Genomic DNA, 13,623 nt, shown 5'->3' with positions numbered 1-13,623 from the left:
GGGAAGAACGCGTCGGGGCAGGGCGGTGCGAGGTCAGAGGTGGAGTTTGAAGCCCAGGTGGGACGCCTCGAAGCCGAGGTGCTCGTAGAAGCGGTGGGCGTCGACGCGCGTCGCGTCGGAGGTGAGCTGGACCAGCCGGCAGCCGAGGGCGCGCGATTCGGAGACTGCCCACTCGATCAGCCGGGTACCCAGGCCGCTGCCCCGCTCGTCCGCGTGGACACGCACCGCCTCGATGAGAGAACGGCTGCTGCCGCGTCGTGAAAGCCCCGGTATCACCGTGAGCTGGAGCGTCCCCACCGGGCGGTCGCCGCGTACGGCGACGACCAGATGCTGGTTGGGGTCGGCGGCCAGCAGCTCGTACGCCGCGCGGTACGGGGTCAGGTCGTCCGGGCTCTCGCGGGTGGCGCCCAGCGCGTCGTCGGCCAGCATGGCGACGATGGCGGGAAGGTCGTCCTCGGTCGCTGGGCGGATCTCGATGTCGCTCATGAGCGGGACCCTACGCACCCCTGCTCAGGCAGGCGCTGCGAGGGTTTCCACCGCGGTCACCAGAGGGGCCAGCTCGGGGCGTTTTGCGGCGTCCTGGAGTGCTTCGCGCAGCGCCGCGTCGTGCGTCGGACGGGCCTCTTCGAGGAGCTGACGGCCTTCGTCGGTGACGTTGGTGTAGATGCCGCGCCGGTCGTCGGGGCAGAGGTACCGGGAGAGCAGGCGGCGCTCTTCGAGGCGGGTGACCAGGCGGGTGGTGGCGCTCTGGCTGAGGACGACCGAGTCCGCGACCTGGTGCATCCGCAGGTGGCCGCCCGGGCCGTCGTGCTGCTCGTTGAGCACGTTCAGTACGGAGAACTCCCGGACGCTCAGGTCGTGCCGGGCCTGCAACGCGCGCTCGATGTGCGACTCGATACGGCCGTGCAGGGCGGAGAGGGCGCACCAGCCCTGGGCGAGGGCCGGGGCGGAACTGGAGCCGGCGGGGCAGCCCTGCCCGGGCGCCTGGTGGCCGTGCTGCGCGTCCTCGTCCTGTCCCGTCCGCCGCGGGTCCTGCGGCGCCCGCCGGGTCTGCTGCGTCATCGAGGGACCTCCTTACAGGTCGTACGACCCAGGATAGGACACCGGCGAAATAGCCCGCGCTTGCAAATAACCAGCGTCTGCAATTATTGTCAACGCTTGTTAAACCTGCATGCAATCGTTCGAAGGGATCCGTCATGCCGCTCGCTCTCCTGGCGCTGACCATCGGCGCCTTCGGGATCGGGATGACCGAGTTCGCGGTGATGGGGCTGCTGCCCGACGTGGCCGCGGGCTTCGGTGTCTCCATCCCCATGGCCGGATACGCGACCACCCTCTACGCCCTCGGCGTCGTCGTCGGCGCCCCGCTGACGACCGTCCTCGGCACCCGCATGACCCGTAAGCAGATGCTGATGCTGCTGATGGGGCTGTTCGTGGTGGGCAACCTGCTCACTGCCGTGGCGCCGGTGTTCGCGGTCATGCTGGCCGGGCGGATCGTTTCGTCCTTTGCGCACGGCGCGTTCTTCGGCATCGGATCACTGGTGGCCGCCGATCTCGTCGCGCCGCACAAGCGGGCCGGCGCCATCTCGATGATGTTCGCCGGACTGACCGTCGCCAACGTCGTGGGCGTACCGTTCGGCACCTTGCTCGCCCAGCAGATCAACTGGCGCGCCACCTTCGTCGCCATCGCGGTCCTGGGCGTGCTCGGCTTCCTCGGCGTCGCCCGGCTGGTCCCGGCGCAGCCCGTAAAGGCGGCCGCGCCCATGGGCCAAGAGATCGCCGTCTTCCGGAACCCGCAGGTCGGACTGGCGATGCTGATGACGGTCCTCGGATTCGGCGGCGTCTTCGCGGCCGTCACCTACCTCGCCTCGATGATGACCGAGGTGGCCGGCTTCGCGCCGTCGTCCGTCGTCTGGCTCACGGCCGTCTTCGGCCTGGGCATGGTCGGCGGCAACCTCGTCTCGGGACGGTTCACCGACCGCCACATGATGCCGATGCTGTACGTGTCATTGATCGGGCTCGCGCTCTCGCTGGCCGCGTTCAGCTTCGCGGCCCACAACAAGGCCGCCGCGACCGTCACCGTTGCCCTCATCGGCGCCTTCGGCTTCGCGACCGTGCCACCGCTGCAGAAGCGGATCATGGATCAGGCGGCAGCCGCCCCCACGCTCGCCTCGGTGGGCAACATCGCGGCCTTCAACTTCGGCAACGCGCTCGCCGCCTGGCTCGGCGGGATCGTCATCGCGGCGGGGCTCGGGCTGACCGCGCCGAATTGGGTCGGCGTGGGGATGACCGTCCTGGCTCTGGGCGTCGCGATCCTCGCGGGGGCACTGGAGCGCCGGGGCGGCCGGGATGACCGGAGTGGCGCGGATGAGCGCGGCGGCCGGGTTGTCGCCGCCTCGGGAGCCGGGGCCGGGCCCGGGGACGGGAGCGGAGCGGTGGCCGACAGTGCTGCGGAGGAGGCTGCGGCGGCCGTACGCGGTTAGGGGCCGAAGCGCCTCTGACTGGCACCCAGGTTCGTCCGCCCCTCACCCGTACGGCGATCACCCGTACACAGGCCAGCGCGCCCCGCCCATCCGTTCGGGCATCCCCCACGGCTGGCACCAGCGCACATAGTCCACATACCCCTACGTACTTGCACACACCCGCACACACAGGAGCACCCCTCATGAGCACCACCCCCACCGTCCGCCCCCTCACCACCCACGACGCGGACGCCCTGATAGAGGCCGCTCGCGCTGCCGCCGCTGACCTCGGGGTCCAGGGCAGTGTCACCGTCCTGGACGCGGGCGGTCACCTGCTCGGCTTCCGGCGCGACGACACCGCCGTGCTGATCTCGGGCGAGACCAGCACCCGTAAGGCGTACACCGCGCTCCAGTTGGACGCGCCGACCGCCGCTCTTGTCGACGCCGTACGGCCCGACGGCCTCTTCCACACGCTGCCCACCGCGCTCGACCGCCCGCTGCTGTTCATCGCCGGTGGCGTACCGGTCCACCGGGACGGCCGTCTGATCGGCGCGATCGGCGTCGGCGGCGGTGCACCGGAGCAGGACGACCGCATCGCCCGTACCGCCATCGGGGCGGCGGGCCTCAACTGACGACTCCACTCGGGCGCTTACGTGCCCGTCCGCGGACCCCGGCCGACTGTGCAGTGCGCAGTCGGCCGCCGCGTCGGGTGAGGCCCCAGGGCTTGAGTACGGAGATGGCGGTGACGAAGAGGTACGTGGCCGTCGCCACGGACGGCGCGGACACCATGCTCAGGCCGGTGTCCGGAGAGCCCGCCACGGCATCGGCCGCGAGCCGGTCGATGCCCGGGCGCAAGGAGAAGGCCGTCAGCAGTATGGTCACCGACGTCAACCAGAATTTGACGACGATCCAGCGGTGACGGGCCAGCCCCCAGGGCGTACCGAAGGACAGCACCAGTCCGCTGACCAGCGCAATCAGCGCCACGGGGAGGATCAGCCAGTCGCTGAAGATCTTCATGGCGCGGTAGGCGGCCACGGTGGTCTCCAGCGACCCCGAGGCGTACCCGGTGACGCTGAGCGTGAGCAGCCCGAGCGTGAGCCCGAGCCAGCCGACGGAGACCGCGACATGGACGACGAGGACGGTGCGGCGAACGGGCCGGCTGAGCTGCTTCATGAGATCCACGGTCGCGCCCGGCGGACAGCGCGGCATCCGACGGCGGGAGTATCCGGCCGTACGCGCGGTTGAGCAGCGGGCATCCGCTCTCCCCGTCGGCGCCCCCCTTTACGCTCCCAGGTATGGGGAGACTGCATCTGTTCGACATGGACGGCACGCTGCTCTACGGCTCGGCGGCCGCCGTCGAGATATCCCGGCAACTCGGGCTGGACCAGGAGATCGCCGAGCTGGAGCGGGCCTTCATTGCCGGCGAGCTGACGCCGGTGCGCTTCGCGGAGCTGGCGTGCGAGCTGTGGGCCGAGCTGACCGAGGACGTGGTGGCGACGGCCTTCGAGGGCGCTCCGTGGCTGGCCGGCATCCGGGAGGTGTGGGCCGACATCCGGGCGCGGGGGAGCGGTGCGCGGTGATCTCCCTGTCACCGGCGTTCTTCGTCGAGCGGCTGACGCTCTGGGGAGCGGACGCCGCGCACGGCTCCCGCTGGCCCGCACTGCCTTTTCGTGAACCGGTGGAACCGGACGGGATACTTTCCGCGTCTGCAAAGGTGCGGATTATGGATGAACTGTGCGCCGAGTTCGGTCTGAGCCGGTCCGACTGTGTGGCGTACGGCGATTCCCTGTCCGACACCGCCCTGTTCGCGGCCGTTCCCGCTTCCGTGGCGGTGAATGCGGACCACCATGTCAGCGCTCTGGCCTCATACGCATACGACGGCCGTGACCTGCGCGAGGCGTACGAACTCGTCCGGGCCGACGGGTAATTCCCGGCTGCCCTCACGGTCGTTCGGTACTTCTCGCCTGCCCGATGAATCGTGTTCTATGGGACGGATCACGGAAATCGGCGGGCCCGGAGTAAGTGTCCCCAGTACAGGGGTTGTGTATTCAAGTACTGCGGGTATGGTCTAGTCCGGTTGAGCGGTACGGCTGCTTCCGGCAGCCTGCGACTGTGCGGCGGGGCGGTATGTGAAGCCCGCCAGCTTAGTGGCAGAGGGGTCCGCCGCGCCCGGACTTCCAGGTGTTTGTCCGGTGCGCCGGGGCAGGTGGCACGCTGCGGAGAAGGAGTCCGCACGCGGTGCCGGACGAACGCGAAGTGTGTCCGCTATGGAGGGTGTTGCCGGGACAGCTCTGATCGATTAGGTATTCCGAAGCGGTGCGGGGGAATTGCGGGCACATTCCGGACTGCGGAAGTGCGAAGACGATCGAAAGACGTTCGAGGCGAGGCAGACCATGGACGCTCCGACCACCACGACAGCCGATAACGGCTCTTCTGGCGGCAGTAGTGGCGATTGGGGATGGTTCACTCCGTCGAAGAAGTCCACCGAAGATCACCCTGAAGATCATCAGGGATCGACGGACGGTCGGAGCGAGCATGACGGTGCGTACGTCGGCGAGTACGCGGGAGAGAACCCGGAAGACCGTGTGCAGGTAGGGCGAACGGCGGAAGGCCGTGCGCAGGAAGGCCGGGTGGAGGAGCGCCTGGTACGGGAAGGCCGCGCATCGGGGCGGCACGCTCAGAACAGCCGTGCGCAGGCCGGCCATGCCCAGGTAGACCACGCTCAGGCCAGTCATGAGCAAGGCGGCGGCACCCAAAGCGCCGACACCCAAGGCAAATACGTCCAGGGCAGGCACGCGCAAGGTGGACCCGCCCAGGGCGGTCACGTACCCGACAGCCGCGTCCAGGGCAGTCACGTACCCGACAGCCGTGCCCAGGGCAGGCATGGCGTACCGGATGTCGGTTACGGCCAAGGGCAGATACCCAGCCGACCGGTCAGTTCGATAAGGCCGGTGGGTACGGCAGCGGAGCGCGAGCGGGCGCCCGAAGAGTGGGGCGCCGGGGGCGTGGCGCATGAGGACGTGGCGCACGAAGGCGTACGGGATGCGGCTTCGCACGAGGGGCTACGGGCTGGGTTTTCGCCCCGGGGCGCACGGGCTGGGGGCTCGGCCGGGTATGGGGCCGGGCTTGAGGTTGGGGACGGTTCTCCCTCCCCGTCCCCCTTCCCCCTGCCCACCCACCCGCCTCCACCACCATCTCAGCCTCAACCCCAGCCTCGACCTCCGACTTCGCCCACACTCCTGGCTCCACGACCGGGGCCGGCGGGCGTGCGGGTGGGGCGTCCGTCCCCGCGCGTGGGGCTGACTCGGTGGCGGGCTCAGCCGGTGCCGCGGACACCGGCGTTCGTCCGTCCGTTGCCGTCTCCCCCGACGCGGTGCTCATCCGGCGGACCCTGGACGAGATCGAGCCCGTGGCGGACAAGGTCACCTCGTACTTCTACGCGCTGCTCTTCGTGAACCACCCCGATCTGCGTGCGCTGTTTCCAGCCGCGATGGACGTCCAACGTGACCGGCTGTTCAAGGCGTTGCTCACCTCCGTCAAGAACGTCGACGACACGGACTACCTCACCGAGTACCTCTCCCACCTCGGGCGCGGGCACCGTAAGTACGGCACGCTGCCCGAGCACTACCCCGCTGTCGGCGAGTGCCTGCTGAGCGCGCTCGCCCGGTACGCCTCCGGCACCTGGAATCCGGAGACCGAAGCCGCTTGGGTGCGGGCGTACACCACCATTTCGCAGATCATGATCGACGCTGCCGCCGAGGACGAGGCGGTGGCCCCCGCCTGGTGGCAGGCCGAGGTCGTCTCGCACGAGCTGCGTACGCCCGACATCGCTGTCGTCACCGTCCGTCCCGACCAGCCCTACCCTTTTCTGGCCGGTCAGTACGCCAGTGTGGAAACTCCCTGGTGGCCGCGCATATGGCGGCACTACTCCTTCGCCGCGGCGCCCCGCTCCGACGGCCTGCTCTCCTTCCATGTGAAGGCTGTCCCGGCCGGCTGGGTGTCCAACGCCATGGTCCATCGCGCCCGCCCCGGCGATGTCGTCCGGCTCGGCCCCCCATCCGGTTCCATGACCGTAGACCACACCACTGACAACGGGCTGCTGTGCCTGGGCGGCGGTACGGGCATCGCACCGATCAAGGCCCTGGTCGAGGACGTCGCCGAGCGTGGCCACCGGCGTCCGATGGAGGTCTTCTACGGCGCTCGCAGCGGCCACGACCTGTACGACCTCGACACCATGCTGCGGCTGGAACAGAGCCACCCCTGGCTGTCCGTACGCCCGGTCGTCGCCACCGGACGCCCCGACGGTCCGGCCAACAGCCTCAGCGGCCAACTCCCCGACGCGGTGCGTCAGTACGGGCCGTGGCGGGAATATGACGCCTACTTGTCCGGGCCGCCCGGAATGATACGTAACGGCGTGGACGCATTGGTGGGGGTCGGCATTCCCTCCGACCGCATACGGCACGACTCCGTGGATGAGCTGGTCGCGGCGGGAGATTGAGCAGTGACGACACATAGTGATCAGGGCTTCGCAGCACAGGGCGGGAGCGGTTTGACGGCATACGGCGACCTCGGCGCGACCGGGGCTCCTGACGCGTACGGGCTGGCGGGGCCGGGTGGGAGCCCCGGCGGCCGACCCGGGACGGACGTGCGGGAAGCGCGTCCGGGCAGCGACGGCGAGCATCTGGTGCAGCAGCGGCTGGGTACGACCGAACGCGCCGACCGGTTCTACGACGACCAGGTGCTCGACCATCTGAACGACCGGATGCGGGAGTTCGTGGGCCGTCAGGAAATGTTCTTCCTGGCCACAGCCGACCGGCACGGGGAGTGCGACTCCACGTTCCGGGCCGGCCCGCCCGGGTTCCTCCAGGTCCTGGACGAGCGGACGCTCGCCTACCCGGAATACCGCGGGAACGGCGTCATGGCATCCGTCGGGAACCTGTCCGAGAACCCGCACCTCGGCATTCTGATGATCGACTTCACGGGTGACCGCATCGGGCTGCACGTCAACGGACGGGCCCGGGTGGTCATGGACGACGAGATGCGGGCGCGGCATCCGGACCTGCCCACCGACCCGGTGCCCGGCCGACGGGCGCAGTTGTGGGTGGAGGTCGCGGTTGAGGAAACGTATATCCACTGCGCCAAGCACATCCCGCACCTACAGAAGGTGCCCCGGCAGGCCAGTGGATCGCGCGCCTGGGGCACGGACGACGCCAGGCGCAAGGGCGGGGACTTCTTCGGCGCGGCGGCGGAGGCTGCTGCCCGCCGGGAGGAGAGGGCGGGCCAGGAGAAGGCGTGTCGGGAGAAAGGGACGCGTCAGGAAGATGGGGCGTGTTGCGAGGGCGGGGGAGGTCGCCGAGCGGTGGCTGAGCCGCGATCGGCAGCGAGCTCCCCGCAGGGCGCCGTCATGCGACCGGACGTCGCCTCTCGCCCGGAGGCCGATGTCTGGCGGGAACTGGAGCCTGCGGTTCGACAGGGGGTCTCTCAGCGGGAGCCGGGGGTCGGGCCTGGGGCTGTCCCCAGTCCGGTGCCGGCCCCCGGCCCGGAGCCAGTCCCCAGTTTGGGATCTGCCTCCGGCCCACAACCTGCCCCCAGCCTGGGACCTGCCCCTCACCCGGAGGCTGTCCTCAGCGCAGCACCTGTCCCCACCCCGAACCCGCCCCGAGAGCCCCGAGAAGTACGCCAAGTCCGGGAACAAGTCGAGCGCGAAGTCGAGCAGGTGCTCACCCGCGCCCGGCTGCGGGCCCCAGCGGTGGCCGAGGGAGACGGTTTCCGGGGCTGGTTCGGGTAGCACGCGGGAGGGCGCCGGAGGACGCGGGCGAGGGGCGTGAGCGATCGGCAGCGGGCCCGTGGAGCGGCCGGGGGCGCTGCCGTACGCCGCCGCCGGCTGCCTCACGTCATCCGAGGTCTGGCGCGTGCATCGCCCGTACGCCCTCGATGTTGCCGTCGAGGTAGTGGCGCAGGGACAGCGGCACGACCTCGGCCGAGGCGATACCCACCCGGGTGAACGGCACCCGCACGACCTCGTACTCGCCGCAGGGTTCGTCCACCTCCGGACCGTGCCGCAGCGAGAGGTCCATCGACTCCAGCCGGCAGACGAAGAAGTGCTGCACCTTCACTCCGTCCACCCCGCCGTCACTGATGTGCTCGACGGTGTCGACGAAGACCGGGACGACGTCGGTGATCTTGGCTCCCAGCTCCTCGTGGACTTCGCGGTGCAGGGCGTCCACGACCGTGGCGTCCTCCGGCTCGACCCCACCGCCGGGAGTGATCCAGTACGGGGCCCGGCCGGGCTTGGTGCGCTTGATCAGAATGATGTCGGCACCGTCGAGCAGGATTGCGCGGGCGGTGCGTTTGACGACTGGCCGTACGGTCATACGGGACAGATGCCGCAGCCGGGACTCCGTGAAACCACCGTCCCACCAGTCCGCCGAGACGCGCCCCGAGCCGTGAGGCGGACCTTCCGGAGGGTCACGGACCACCGACCGCCTCCCCACGGGCCTGCCCGGGCGATCCGCCCCCTCCCCACGCCCCTTCCTGGGCGAAGCGCCGCCTCCCCGCCGCCCCAGGAGCGCCTCACCACTCCGCAGCCGCCCGCAGCAGCCACTCATGAGTACGGGCGATGTGCGGCAGCGCCAGCGTCCCGGCCCGGGTGACCAGGAAGTACGTACGCAGCGGCGGTACCGGAGGGTCGAGCAGGGCGACGGCCTCTCCGCTGTCCAGCGCCTCCGTGCACAGGTAGCGCGGCAGTACCGCGAGGCCGGCGCCCGCCATGACGCACGCCAGTACGGCCCGTAAGTCGGAGGCGATGACGGCCGCCGAGGCCGCGGGCGGCGTCTCGAAGACCGCCGACCAGTAACGGGAGATCAGCGGGAGGCTTTCGTGGACCTCGACGAGCGGTACGGGGGCGAGCGCGTGCACCCCCTTCGCTTGGACGACCGCGGGGCCGCCGAGGCGGTCCGCCCACCGTGGGGCGGCTATCAGGACGTGCTCCTCGTCGCACAGCGGGGTGGCGGTGAGCAGGGCGCCACGCGGCCGGGTGGTCGTGATCGCGAGGTCGTGGTGGCCGTCCGCCAGGCCGGACAGCAGCTCGTCCGCGGGACCGAAGGCGGCCCGTACGCAGAGCCCCTGGTCTATGAGCGGCGCCAGGGCCGGTAACGCGCGCTGGGAGGTGAACTCCGGGGGGCCGGCGAGGTGCAGGGTGCGGATGGCGGACTCCTCGTCGAGTCCGGCTTCGGTGATCTCGGTGAGCGCGTCCAGGTGGGGCGCGACCTTGTGGGCGAGTTCGTCGCCGACGGTGGTGGGGGTCACGCCGCGGGCCTTGCGGAGGAAGAGCGGCCGGCCCAACTGCCGCTCCAGGCTGCGTATCTGGCTGGTCACGGCGGGCTGGGAGAGGCCCAGCAGAGCGGCGGCGCGGGTGAAGGAACCCGCTCGGTGCACCGTGACGAACGTGCGTAATAAAGCGAGGTCCATCCGTACCTCCCTCCACTCCCGTCGAGTCGGCGACCGCCAACTATAAATTTGTCGATAGGGCTGTGTCGTCAGCGTGATTGGACACTGACGCTGAGTCAACTAGCCTTGTCTGCGCGGTTCGAAATGATGCGAACCGGGGCTGGCAGGGTGCCGAGGGGGGATACCCTGCCAGCCCGCTCTGCGTAGCGGCACGGGTACGGGCCGGTGACACCGGCCGCTGCGGCGGCTGCCCCGTCGGCTGCCGTCTCCCGCTACGACGGCCGCTCGAACGCCGTGTCCAGCGCCGCCGTCACATCCGCGATCAGGTCCGCCGGTTCCTCGACCCCGACCGAGAAGCGGATGAAACCTTCCGGCACCGCGTCGCCGCCCCACCGTCCGCGCCGCTCGGCGGTCGACCGCACACTGCCGAAGCTGGTCGCGTCGTCCACCAGCGTCAGCGCCGCCAGGAAGCGTTCCGCGTGGGCGCGGTCGGGCAGCGTGAAGGAGACCACGTTGCCGAAGCGGCCCTCGCGCATCTGCCGTACGGCGATCTCGTGGGCGGGGTCGGACGGCAGCCCGGGATGGCGCAGGCCCGTCACCTCGGGCCGTTCCTGGAGCGCCGCCGCGAGCGCGAGCGCCCCGGCGGACTGCTGGCGCACCCGTAGGGCGAGCGTGGCGAGTGACCGGTGGGCCAGCCACGCCTCCATCGGGCCGGGAATCGCGCCGACGGTTTTGCGCCACATCCGTACGGAGTCGGCGAGGGCCGCGTCACGGGTCGTGACGTAACCGAGGAGTACGTCGCCGTGGCCGGTCAGCGCCTTGGTGCCGCTGGCGACGGAGAAGTCGGCGCCGAGGTCCAGGGGGCGCTGGCCGAGCGGTGTGGCCAGGGTGTTGTCGACGGCGACCAGGGCGCCGCGCGCGTGCGCTGCCGTCGCCAGCCGCCGGATGTCGCAGACGTCCAGGCCGGGGTTGGACGGCGTCTCGATCCACAGCAGCCGGGCGCCGTCGAGCGCGTCGAGTTGCGCGTCACCGGGGGTGGGGGCCGTACGCACCTCGATGCCGTAGCTCTCCAGGCGCTCGCGGACGGCGGGCAGCAACTGGTAGCCGTCACTCGGGAGGACGACGGTGTCGCCGCTGCGCAGGCAGGAGAAGAGGACGGCCGAGATGGCGGCCATCCCGGAGGCGAAGGTCACGGTCTGCGCGGGCTCGTCCGGGGACTCCAGGTCGCCGATGGCCGATTCCAGCCGGGTCCAGGTGGGATTGGACTCGCGGCCGTACGTATACGGGCCGGTGGCGTCGCCGGGGAGGTGGTAGTGCGCGGCGAAGGCCGGGCCGGGCAGGGAGGGTTCGTACGCCTCGGCCGCCGGGAGCCCGGCCCGTACGGCCCGTGTGCTGTCACCTGTCATGCGGGTTCCTCTCGGTGGAGGTGGGGAGGGGAGCGGCTGTGCCTGGGCCCGGACTTGGGCCTGCGCGCCGCGGATCGGGGCGTGGCCCTGGACGTGTGCCTGGCGGTGAGGCCGGACCGGAGTCGTCAGGCGACAGACGGTTCCCCAGCGGGCGACCGGCCCTGCTCGGTAGACGCCCGGCCATGATCCGCAGACGACCGGCCATGATCTTTAGACGGCCGATCCCGTCCTGCAGACGACCGAACCTTGCCCTCGGACGACCGGATCTCGTCGGTCGGCTGCCCTCCGGCCGGAGCCCCCTCCCCTTCGAGGGCGGCCCGTACCGCCGCCAGCAGTCCGTCACTGGCGGTCTCGATCATCTCCAGGCACTCCTCGAACCCTGCCATACCGCCGTAATACGGGTCGGGAACGTCCAGATCGTGGGAGCGCGCCCCCGTAGGAGCCTCACCGGAGGACACCGTTCCGCCCAGACGCACGGCCCCTCCGGGCGCCACCGCGGCGTCGTACGAGCGCAGCAGCCGCACCTTGTCCGCGTCCCGCGCGCTGGGCGCCAGCCGCCGCAGCGCGCGCAGATGACCTTCGTCCAGCGCGATCACCAGGTCGAGCGTCCCGAACCACTCGGCTCGGAACTGCCGGGCCGTGTGGCCCTCCTCGTAGCCGGCGGCACGGAGGACGGCGACGGTGCGGGGGTCGGCCCCGTCGCCCTCGTGCCAGCCGCCCGTACCGGCGCTGTCGACGACGACCAGCCCGTCGAGGCCGTCCTCCTCGACGCGGGCCCGGAAGACGGCCTCGGCCATCGGCGAGCGGCATATGTTGCCGGTGCAGACGAAACAGACGCGGTACGGGGCGGCAGCCCGCGGGTGTGCCGGACGCGGTGTCGGAGTGCGCACGGTTCAGTCCCTGTCGTCGGGCAGCACCATGTGCAGGGCCCAGGAGACGATCGAGATGATCACGCCGCCCAGGACGGCGGTCCAGAAGCCCTGGACGTGGAAGGCGAGGTCGAGCTCCTTCGCCAGCCAGGAGGTGAGCAGCAGCATCAACGCGTTGATCACCAGCGTGAAGAGGCCGAGCGTGAGGATGAAGAGCGGCAAGGACAGCAGCTTGACCACGGGTTTGACGACGAAGTTCACCACACCGAAGAGCAGCGCGACCAGCAGCAGCGTCAGCGTCTTGCGCCCGGTGCTCTCACCGGTCAGTGTGATGTCCTTCAGCAGCCAGATGGCCACGGCAAGCGCCGCGGCATTGGCGATCGTCTTGACCACGAAATTCTTCATGGTGAGATCGTCGCAGACGATACGGACACTCCGAGGGGTACCAACGGCATGAAGGCTTTCAGGCTCGACGAACTGGAGGCGGAGCGGGCCGCCAACGACGGCGCGTATCTGCAGTTCCTGCGGGAGCGGAACATGTCGGTAGGGCTCTACGCCCTCGACGCGGGCAGCACCGACCCGCAGCTCCCGCACAACCAGGACGAGGTGTACCTGGTCGTCAGCGGGCGGGCGGCGATCACCGTCGGCATGGAGACGACCTCGGTGGCGCGCGGCAGCGTGGTGTACGTCCCCGCCGGGGTGCCGCACAAGTTCCACCACATCAGCGAGGACCTGCGGGTCATGGTGGTCTTCTCTCCGCCCGAAAGCTGAGGCGCGCACCCCTGGACCCGTAGGGGACGGTTCAGGGGAGGGCCGGGGCCGCGCGGCCCCCGTTCCGTCCCGCGCCGCCCTAGCATCGGTGGTGCAGGGGGGAACAAGGCATCGGGCCCCCGGGCCGGGGCACCGGCCGGGCACGTGACACGGACGCGAGACGTTGAACAGGACCTCGGACCGGGCACGGTCCGGGGACCGGGATCGCGGACCGGGACCAGGGATCGCGGATCGCGGACCGGGGCCCGCGTGAGCAAGGCGCACCACAGACAGACGACAGCAAACGCGAAGAAGACGCAGAAAGCAGGGCAGAGCAATGGCCGGCAAGGGGACGTTCGCAGGTCTTCCGTGGTGGGTGACGTGGGTCGCGGTGCCCGTCGTCCTCCTGGTGGTGTTCGGCAGCCTGATCGCCAGCGCGGTCGGCTTCCTGATCGGCCTGCTCTTCAAGGTGCTGATAGCGGTGGCGCTGATCGCCGGTGTCGTCTACCTGGCGCGCAGGCTCAAGGGCTCCTCGTCCTCCTCGTCGCGGAGCGACTGGTGACCGATCGGTCCGTGGGGAGCCGGGCCCGGTCCTGCTGACCGCGCCCGTTCCTCCCTCCTGACCGCGCGCCCGGCTCTTCCGGCCCTCCGTCCCGCCTGCCCCGCCCCGAATGGGAGCGGGGCTTTGCC

12 protein-coding genes and 3 pseudogenes are annotated in these 13,623 nt (G+C 70.5%); 7 read left to right on the top strand and 8 right to left on the bottom strand.

Annotated features, from left to right (window positions below):
• Positions 1-33 precede the first annotated feature (33 nt).
• Positions 34-486 (bottom strand): GNAT family N-acetyltransferase, encoded by a 453-nt coding sequence (locus EJG53_RS20145; protein ID WP_125046004.1) that lies wholly within the window; start codon positions 484-486, stop codon positions 34-36.
• A gap of 24 nt (positions 487-510) precedes the next feature.
• Positions 511-1,062 carry a MarR family winged helix-turn-helix transcriptional regulator gene (locus tag EJG53_RS20140; RefSeq protein ID WP_244955238.1) on the bottom strand — a complete coding sequence of 184 codons (552 nt, stop codon included), beginning with the start codon at positions 1,060-1,062 and terminating at the stop codon, positions 511-513.
• A 134-nt stretch (positions 1,063-1,196) separates the two neighbouring features.
• Between EJG53_RS20140 and EJG53_RS20135 the strand changes: the two genes are divergently transcribed.
• Entirely contained in the window at positions 1,197-2,480 is a 1,284-nt protein-coding gene (locus EJG53_RS20135) for an MFS transporter (protein WP_167515144.1), read from the top strand.
• Between the two features lie 182 nt (positions 2,481-2,662).
• Entirely contained in the window at positions 2,663-3,091 is a 429-nt protein-coding gene (locus tag EJG53_RS20130; protein WP_125046003.1) for a GlcG/HbpS family heme-binding protein, read from the top strand.
• On the opposite strand, the gene EJG53_RS20125 is transcribed toward EJG53_RS20130, so the two are convergent.
• Positions 3,084-3,632 (bottom strand): DUF2269 domain-containing protein, encoded by a 549-nt coding sequence (locus EJG53_RS20125; protein WP_125046002.1) that lies wholly within the window; start codon positions 3,630-3,632, stop codon positions 3,084-3,086. The two genes, EJG53_RS20130 and EJG53_RS20125, sit on opposite strands and share 8 nt — an antisense overlap.
• Positions 3,633-3,754: 122 nt before the next feature.
• On the opposite strand from EJG53_RS20125, the pseudogene EJG53_RS20120 reads away from it, so the two are divergent.
• The 3 genes and pseudogenes from EJG53_RS20120 to EJG53_RS43640 form a co-directional block, all read left to right on the top strand.
• A pseudogene (locus EJG53_RS20120) lies at positions 3,755-4,386 on the top strand (HAD family hydrolase).
• Positions 4,387-5,766: 1,380 nt separating this feature from the next.
• Entirely contained in the window at positions 5,767-6,957 is a 1,191-nt protein-coding gene (locus EJG53_RS42610; RefSeq protein ID WP_371858704.1) for a globin domain-containing protein, read from the top strand.
• A 186-nt stretch (positions 6,958-7,143) separates the two neighbouring features.
• A pseudogene (locus EJG53_RS43640) lies at positions 7,144-7,723 on the top strand (pyridoxamine 5'-phosphate oxidase family protein); the annotation flags it as partial.
• A gap of 630 nt (positions 7,724-8,353) precedes the next feature.
• Here the strand turns inward: EJG53_RS43640 and EJG53_RS20105 are convergent.
• The 5 genes and pseudogenes from EJG53_RS20105 to EJG53_RS20085 all read right to left on the bottom strand — a co-directional run bounded on the left by EJG53_RS20105 (position 8,354) and on the right by EJG53_RS20085 (position 12,588).
• Positions 8,354-8,833 (bottom strand): NUDIX domain-containing protein, encoded by a 480-nt coding sequence (locus EJG53_RS20105; protein ID WP_125046001.1) that lies wholly within the window; start codon positions 8,831-8,833, stop codon positions 8,354-8,356.
• 199 nt (positions 8,834-9,032) lie between these two features.
• Entirely contained in the window at positions 9,033-9,929 is an 897-nt protein-coding gene (locus EJG53_RS20100) for a LysR family transcriptional regulator (RefSeq protein WP_125046000.1), read from the bottom strand.
• Positions 9,930-10,180: 251 nt separating this feature from the next.
• Positions 10,181-11,314 carry a cystathionine gamma-lyase gene (locus tag EJG53_RS20095; RefSeq protein WP_125045999.1) on the bottom strand — a complete coding sequence of 378 codons (1,134 nt, stop codon included), beginning with the start codon at positions 11,312-11,314 and terminating at the stop codon, positions 10,181-10,183.
• 293 nt (positions 11,315-11,607) lie between these two features.
• A pseudogene (locus tag EJG53_RS20090) lies at positions 11,608-12,111 on the bottom strand (low molecular weight protein-tyrosine-phosphatase); the annotation flags it as partial.
• 96 nt (positions 12,112-12,207) lie between these two features.
• Complete coding sequence (locus EJG53_RS20085) at positions 12,208-12,588, bottom strand: phage holin family protein (RefSeq protein WP_125045997.1); 381 nt, start codon at positions 12,586-12,588, stop codon at positions 12,208-12,210.
• Positions 12,589-12,636: 48 nt separating this feature from the next.
• On the opposite strand from EJG53_RS20085, the gene EJG53_RS20080 reads away from it, so the two are divergent.
• Positions 12,637-12,954 carry a cupin domain-containing protein gene (locus tag EJG53_RS20080; protein ID WP_031006678.1) on the top strand — a complete coding sequence of 106 codons (318 nt, stop codon included), beginning with the start codon at positions 12,637-12,639 and terminating at the stop codon, positions 12,952-12,954.
• A gap of 316 nt (positions 12,955-13,270) precedes the next feature.
• Complete coding sequence (locus EJG53_RS20075) at positions 13,271-13,495, top strand: DUF5326 family protein (RefSeq protein WP_030022921.1); 225 nt, start codon at positions 13,271-13,273, stop codon at positions 13,493-13,495.
• Positions 13,496-13,623 lie beyond the last annotated feature (128 nt).

The sequence above is a fragment of the Streptomyces chrestomyceticus JCM 4735 genome (assembly GCF_003865135.1).
In the GTDB taxonomy this organism is placed as follows: domain Bacteria; phylum Actinomycetota; class Actinomycetes; order Streptomycetales; family Streptomycetaceae; genus Streptomyces; species Streptomyces chrestomyceticus.
Note: the sequence above shows the minus strand (reverse complement) of the source record. Positions and strands in the feature narration are given on the sequence as shown.

Coding starts and splice junctions, on each gene's coding strand:
- EJG53_RS20145 (WP_125046004.1), bottom strand. CDS start 486: ATGAGCGACATCGAGATCCGCCCAGCGACCGAGGACGACCTTCCCGCC.
- EJG53_RS20140 (WP_244955238.1), bottom strand. CDS start 1,062: ATGACGCAGCAGACCCGGCGGGCGCCGCAGGACCCGCGGCGGACGGGA.
- EJG53_RS20135 (WP_167515144.1), top strand. CDS start 1,197: ATGCCGCTCGCTCTCCTGGCGCTGACCATCGGCGCCTTCGGGATCGGG.
- EJG53_RS20130 (WP_125046003.1), top strand. CDS start 2,663: ATGAGCACCACCCCCACCGTCCGCCCCCTCACCACCCACGACGCGGAC.
- EJG53_RS20125 (WP_125046002.1), bottom strand. CDS start 3,632: ATGAAGCAGCTCAGCCGGCCCGTTCGCCGCACCGTCCTCGTCGTCCAT.
- EJG53_RS20105 (WP_125046001.1), bottom strand. CDS start 8,833: ATGACCGTACGGCCAGTCGTCAAACGCACCGCCCGCGCAATCCTGCTC.
- EJG53_RS20100 (WP_125046000.1), bottom strand. CDS start 9,929: ATGGACCTCGCTTTATTACGCACGTTCGTCACGGTGCACCGAGCGGGT.
- EJG53_RS20095 (WP_125045999.1), bottom strand. CDS start 11,314: ATGACAGGTGACAGCACACGGGCCGTACGGGCCGGGCTCCCGGCGGCC.
- EJG53_RS20085 (WP_125045997.1), bottom strand. CDS start 12,588: ATGAAGAATTTCGTGGTCAAGACGATCGCCAATGCCGCGGCGCTTGCC.
- EJG53_RS20080 (WP_031006678.1), top strand. CDS start 12,637: ATGAAGGCTTTCAGGCTCGACGAACTGGAGGCGGAGCGGGCCGCCAAC.
- EJG53_RS20075 (WP_030022921.1), top strand. CDS start 13,271: ATGGCCGGCAAGGGGACGTTCGCAGGTCTTCCGTGGTGGGTGACGTGG.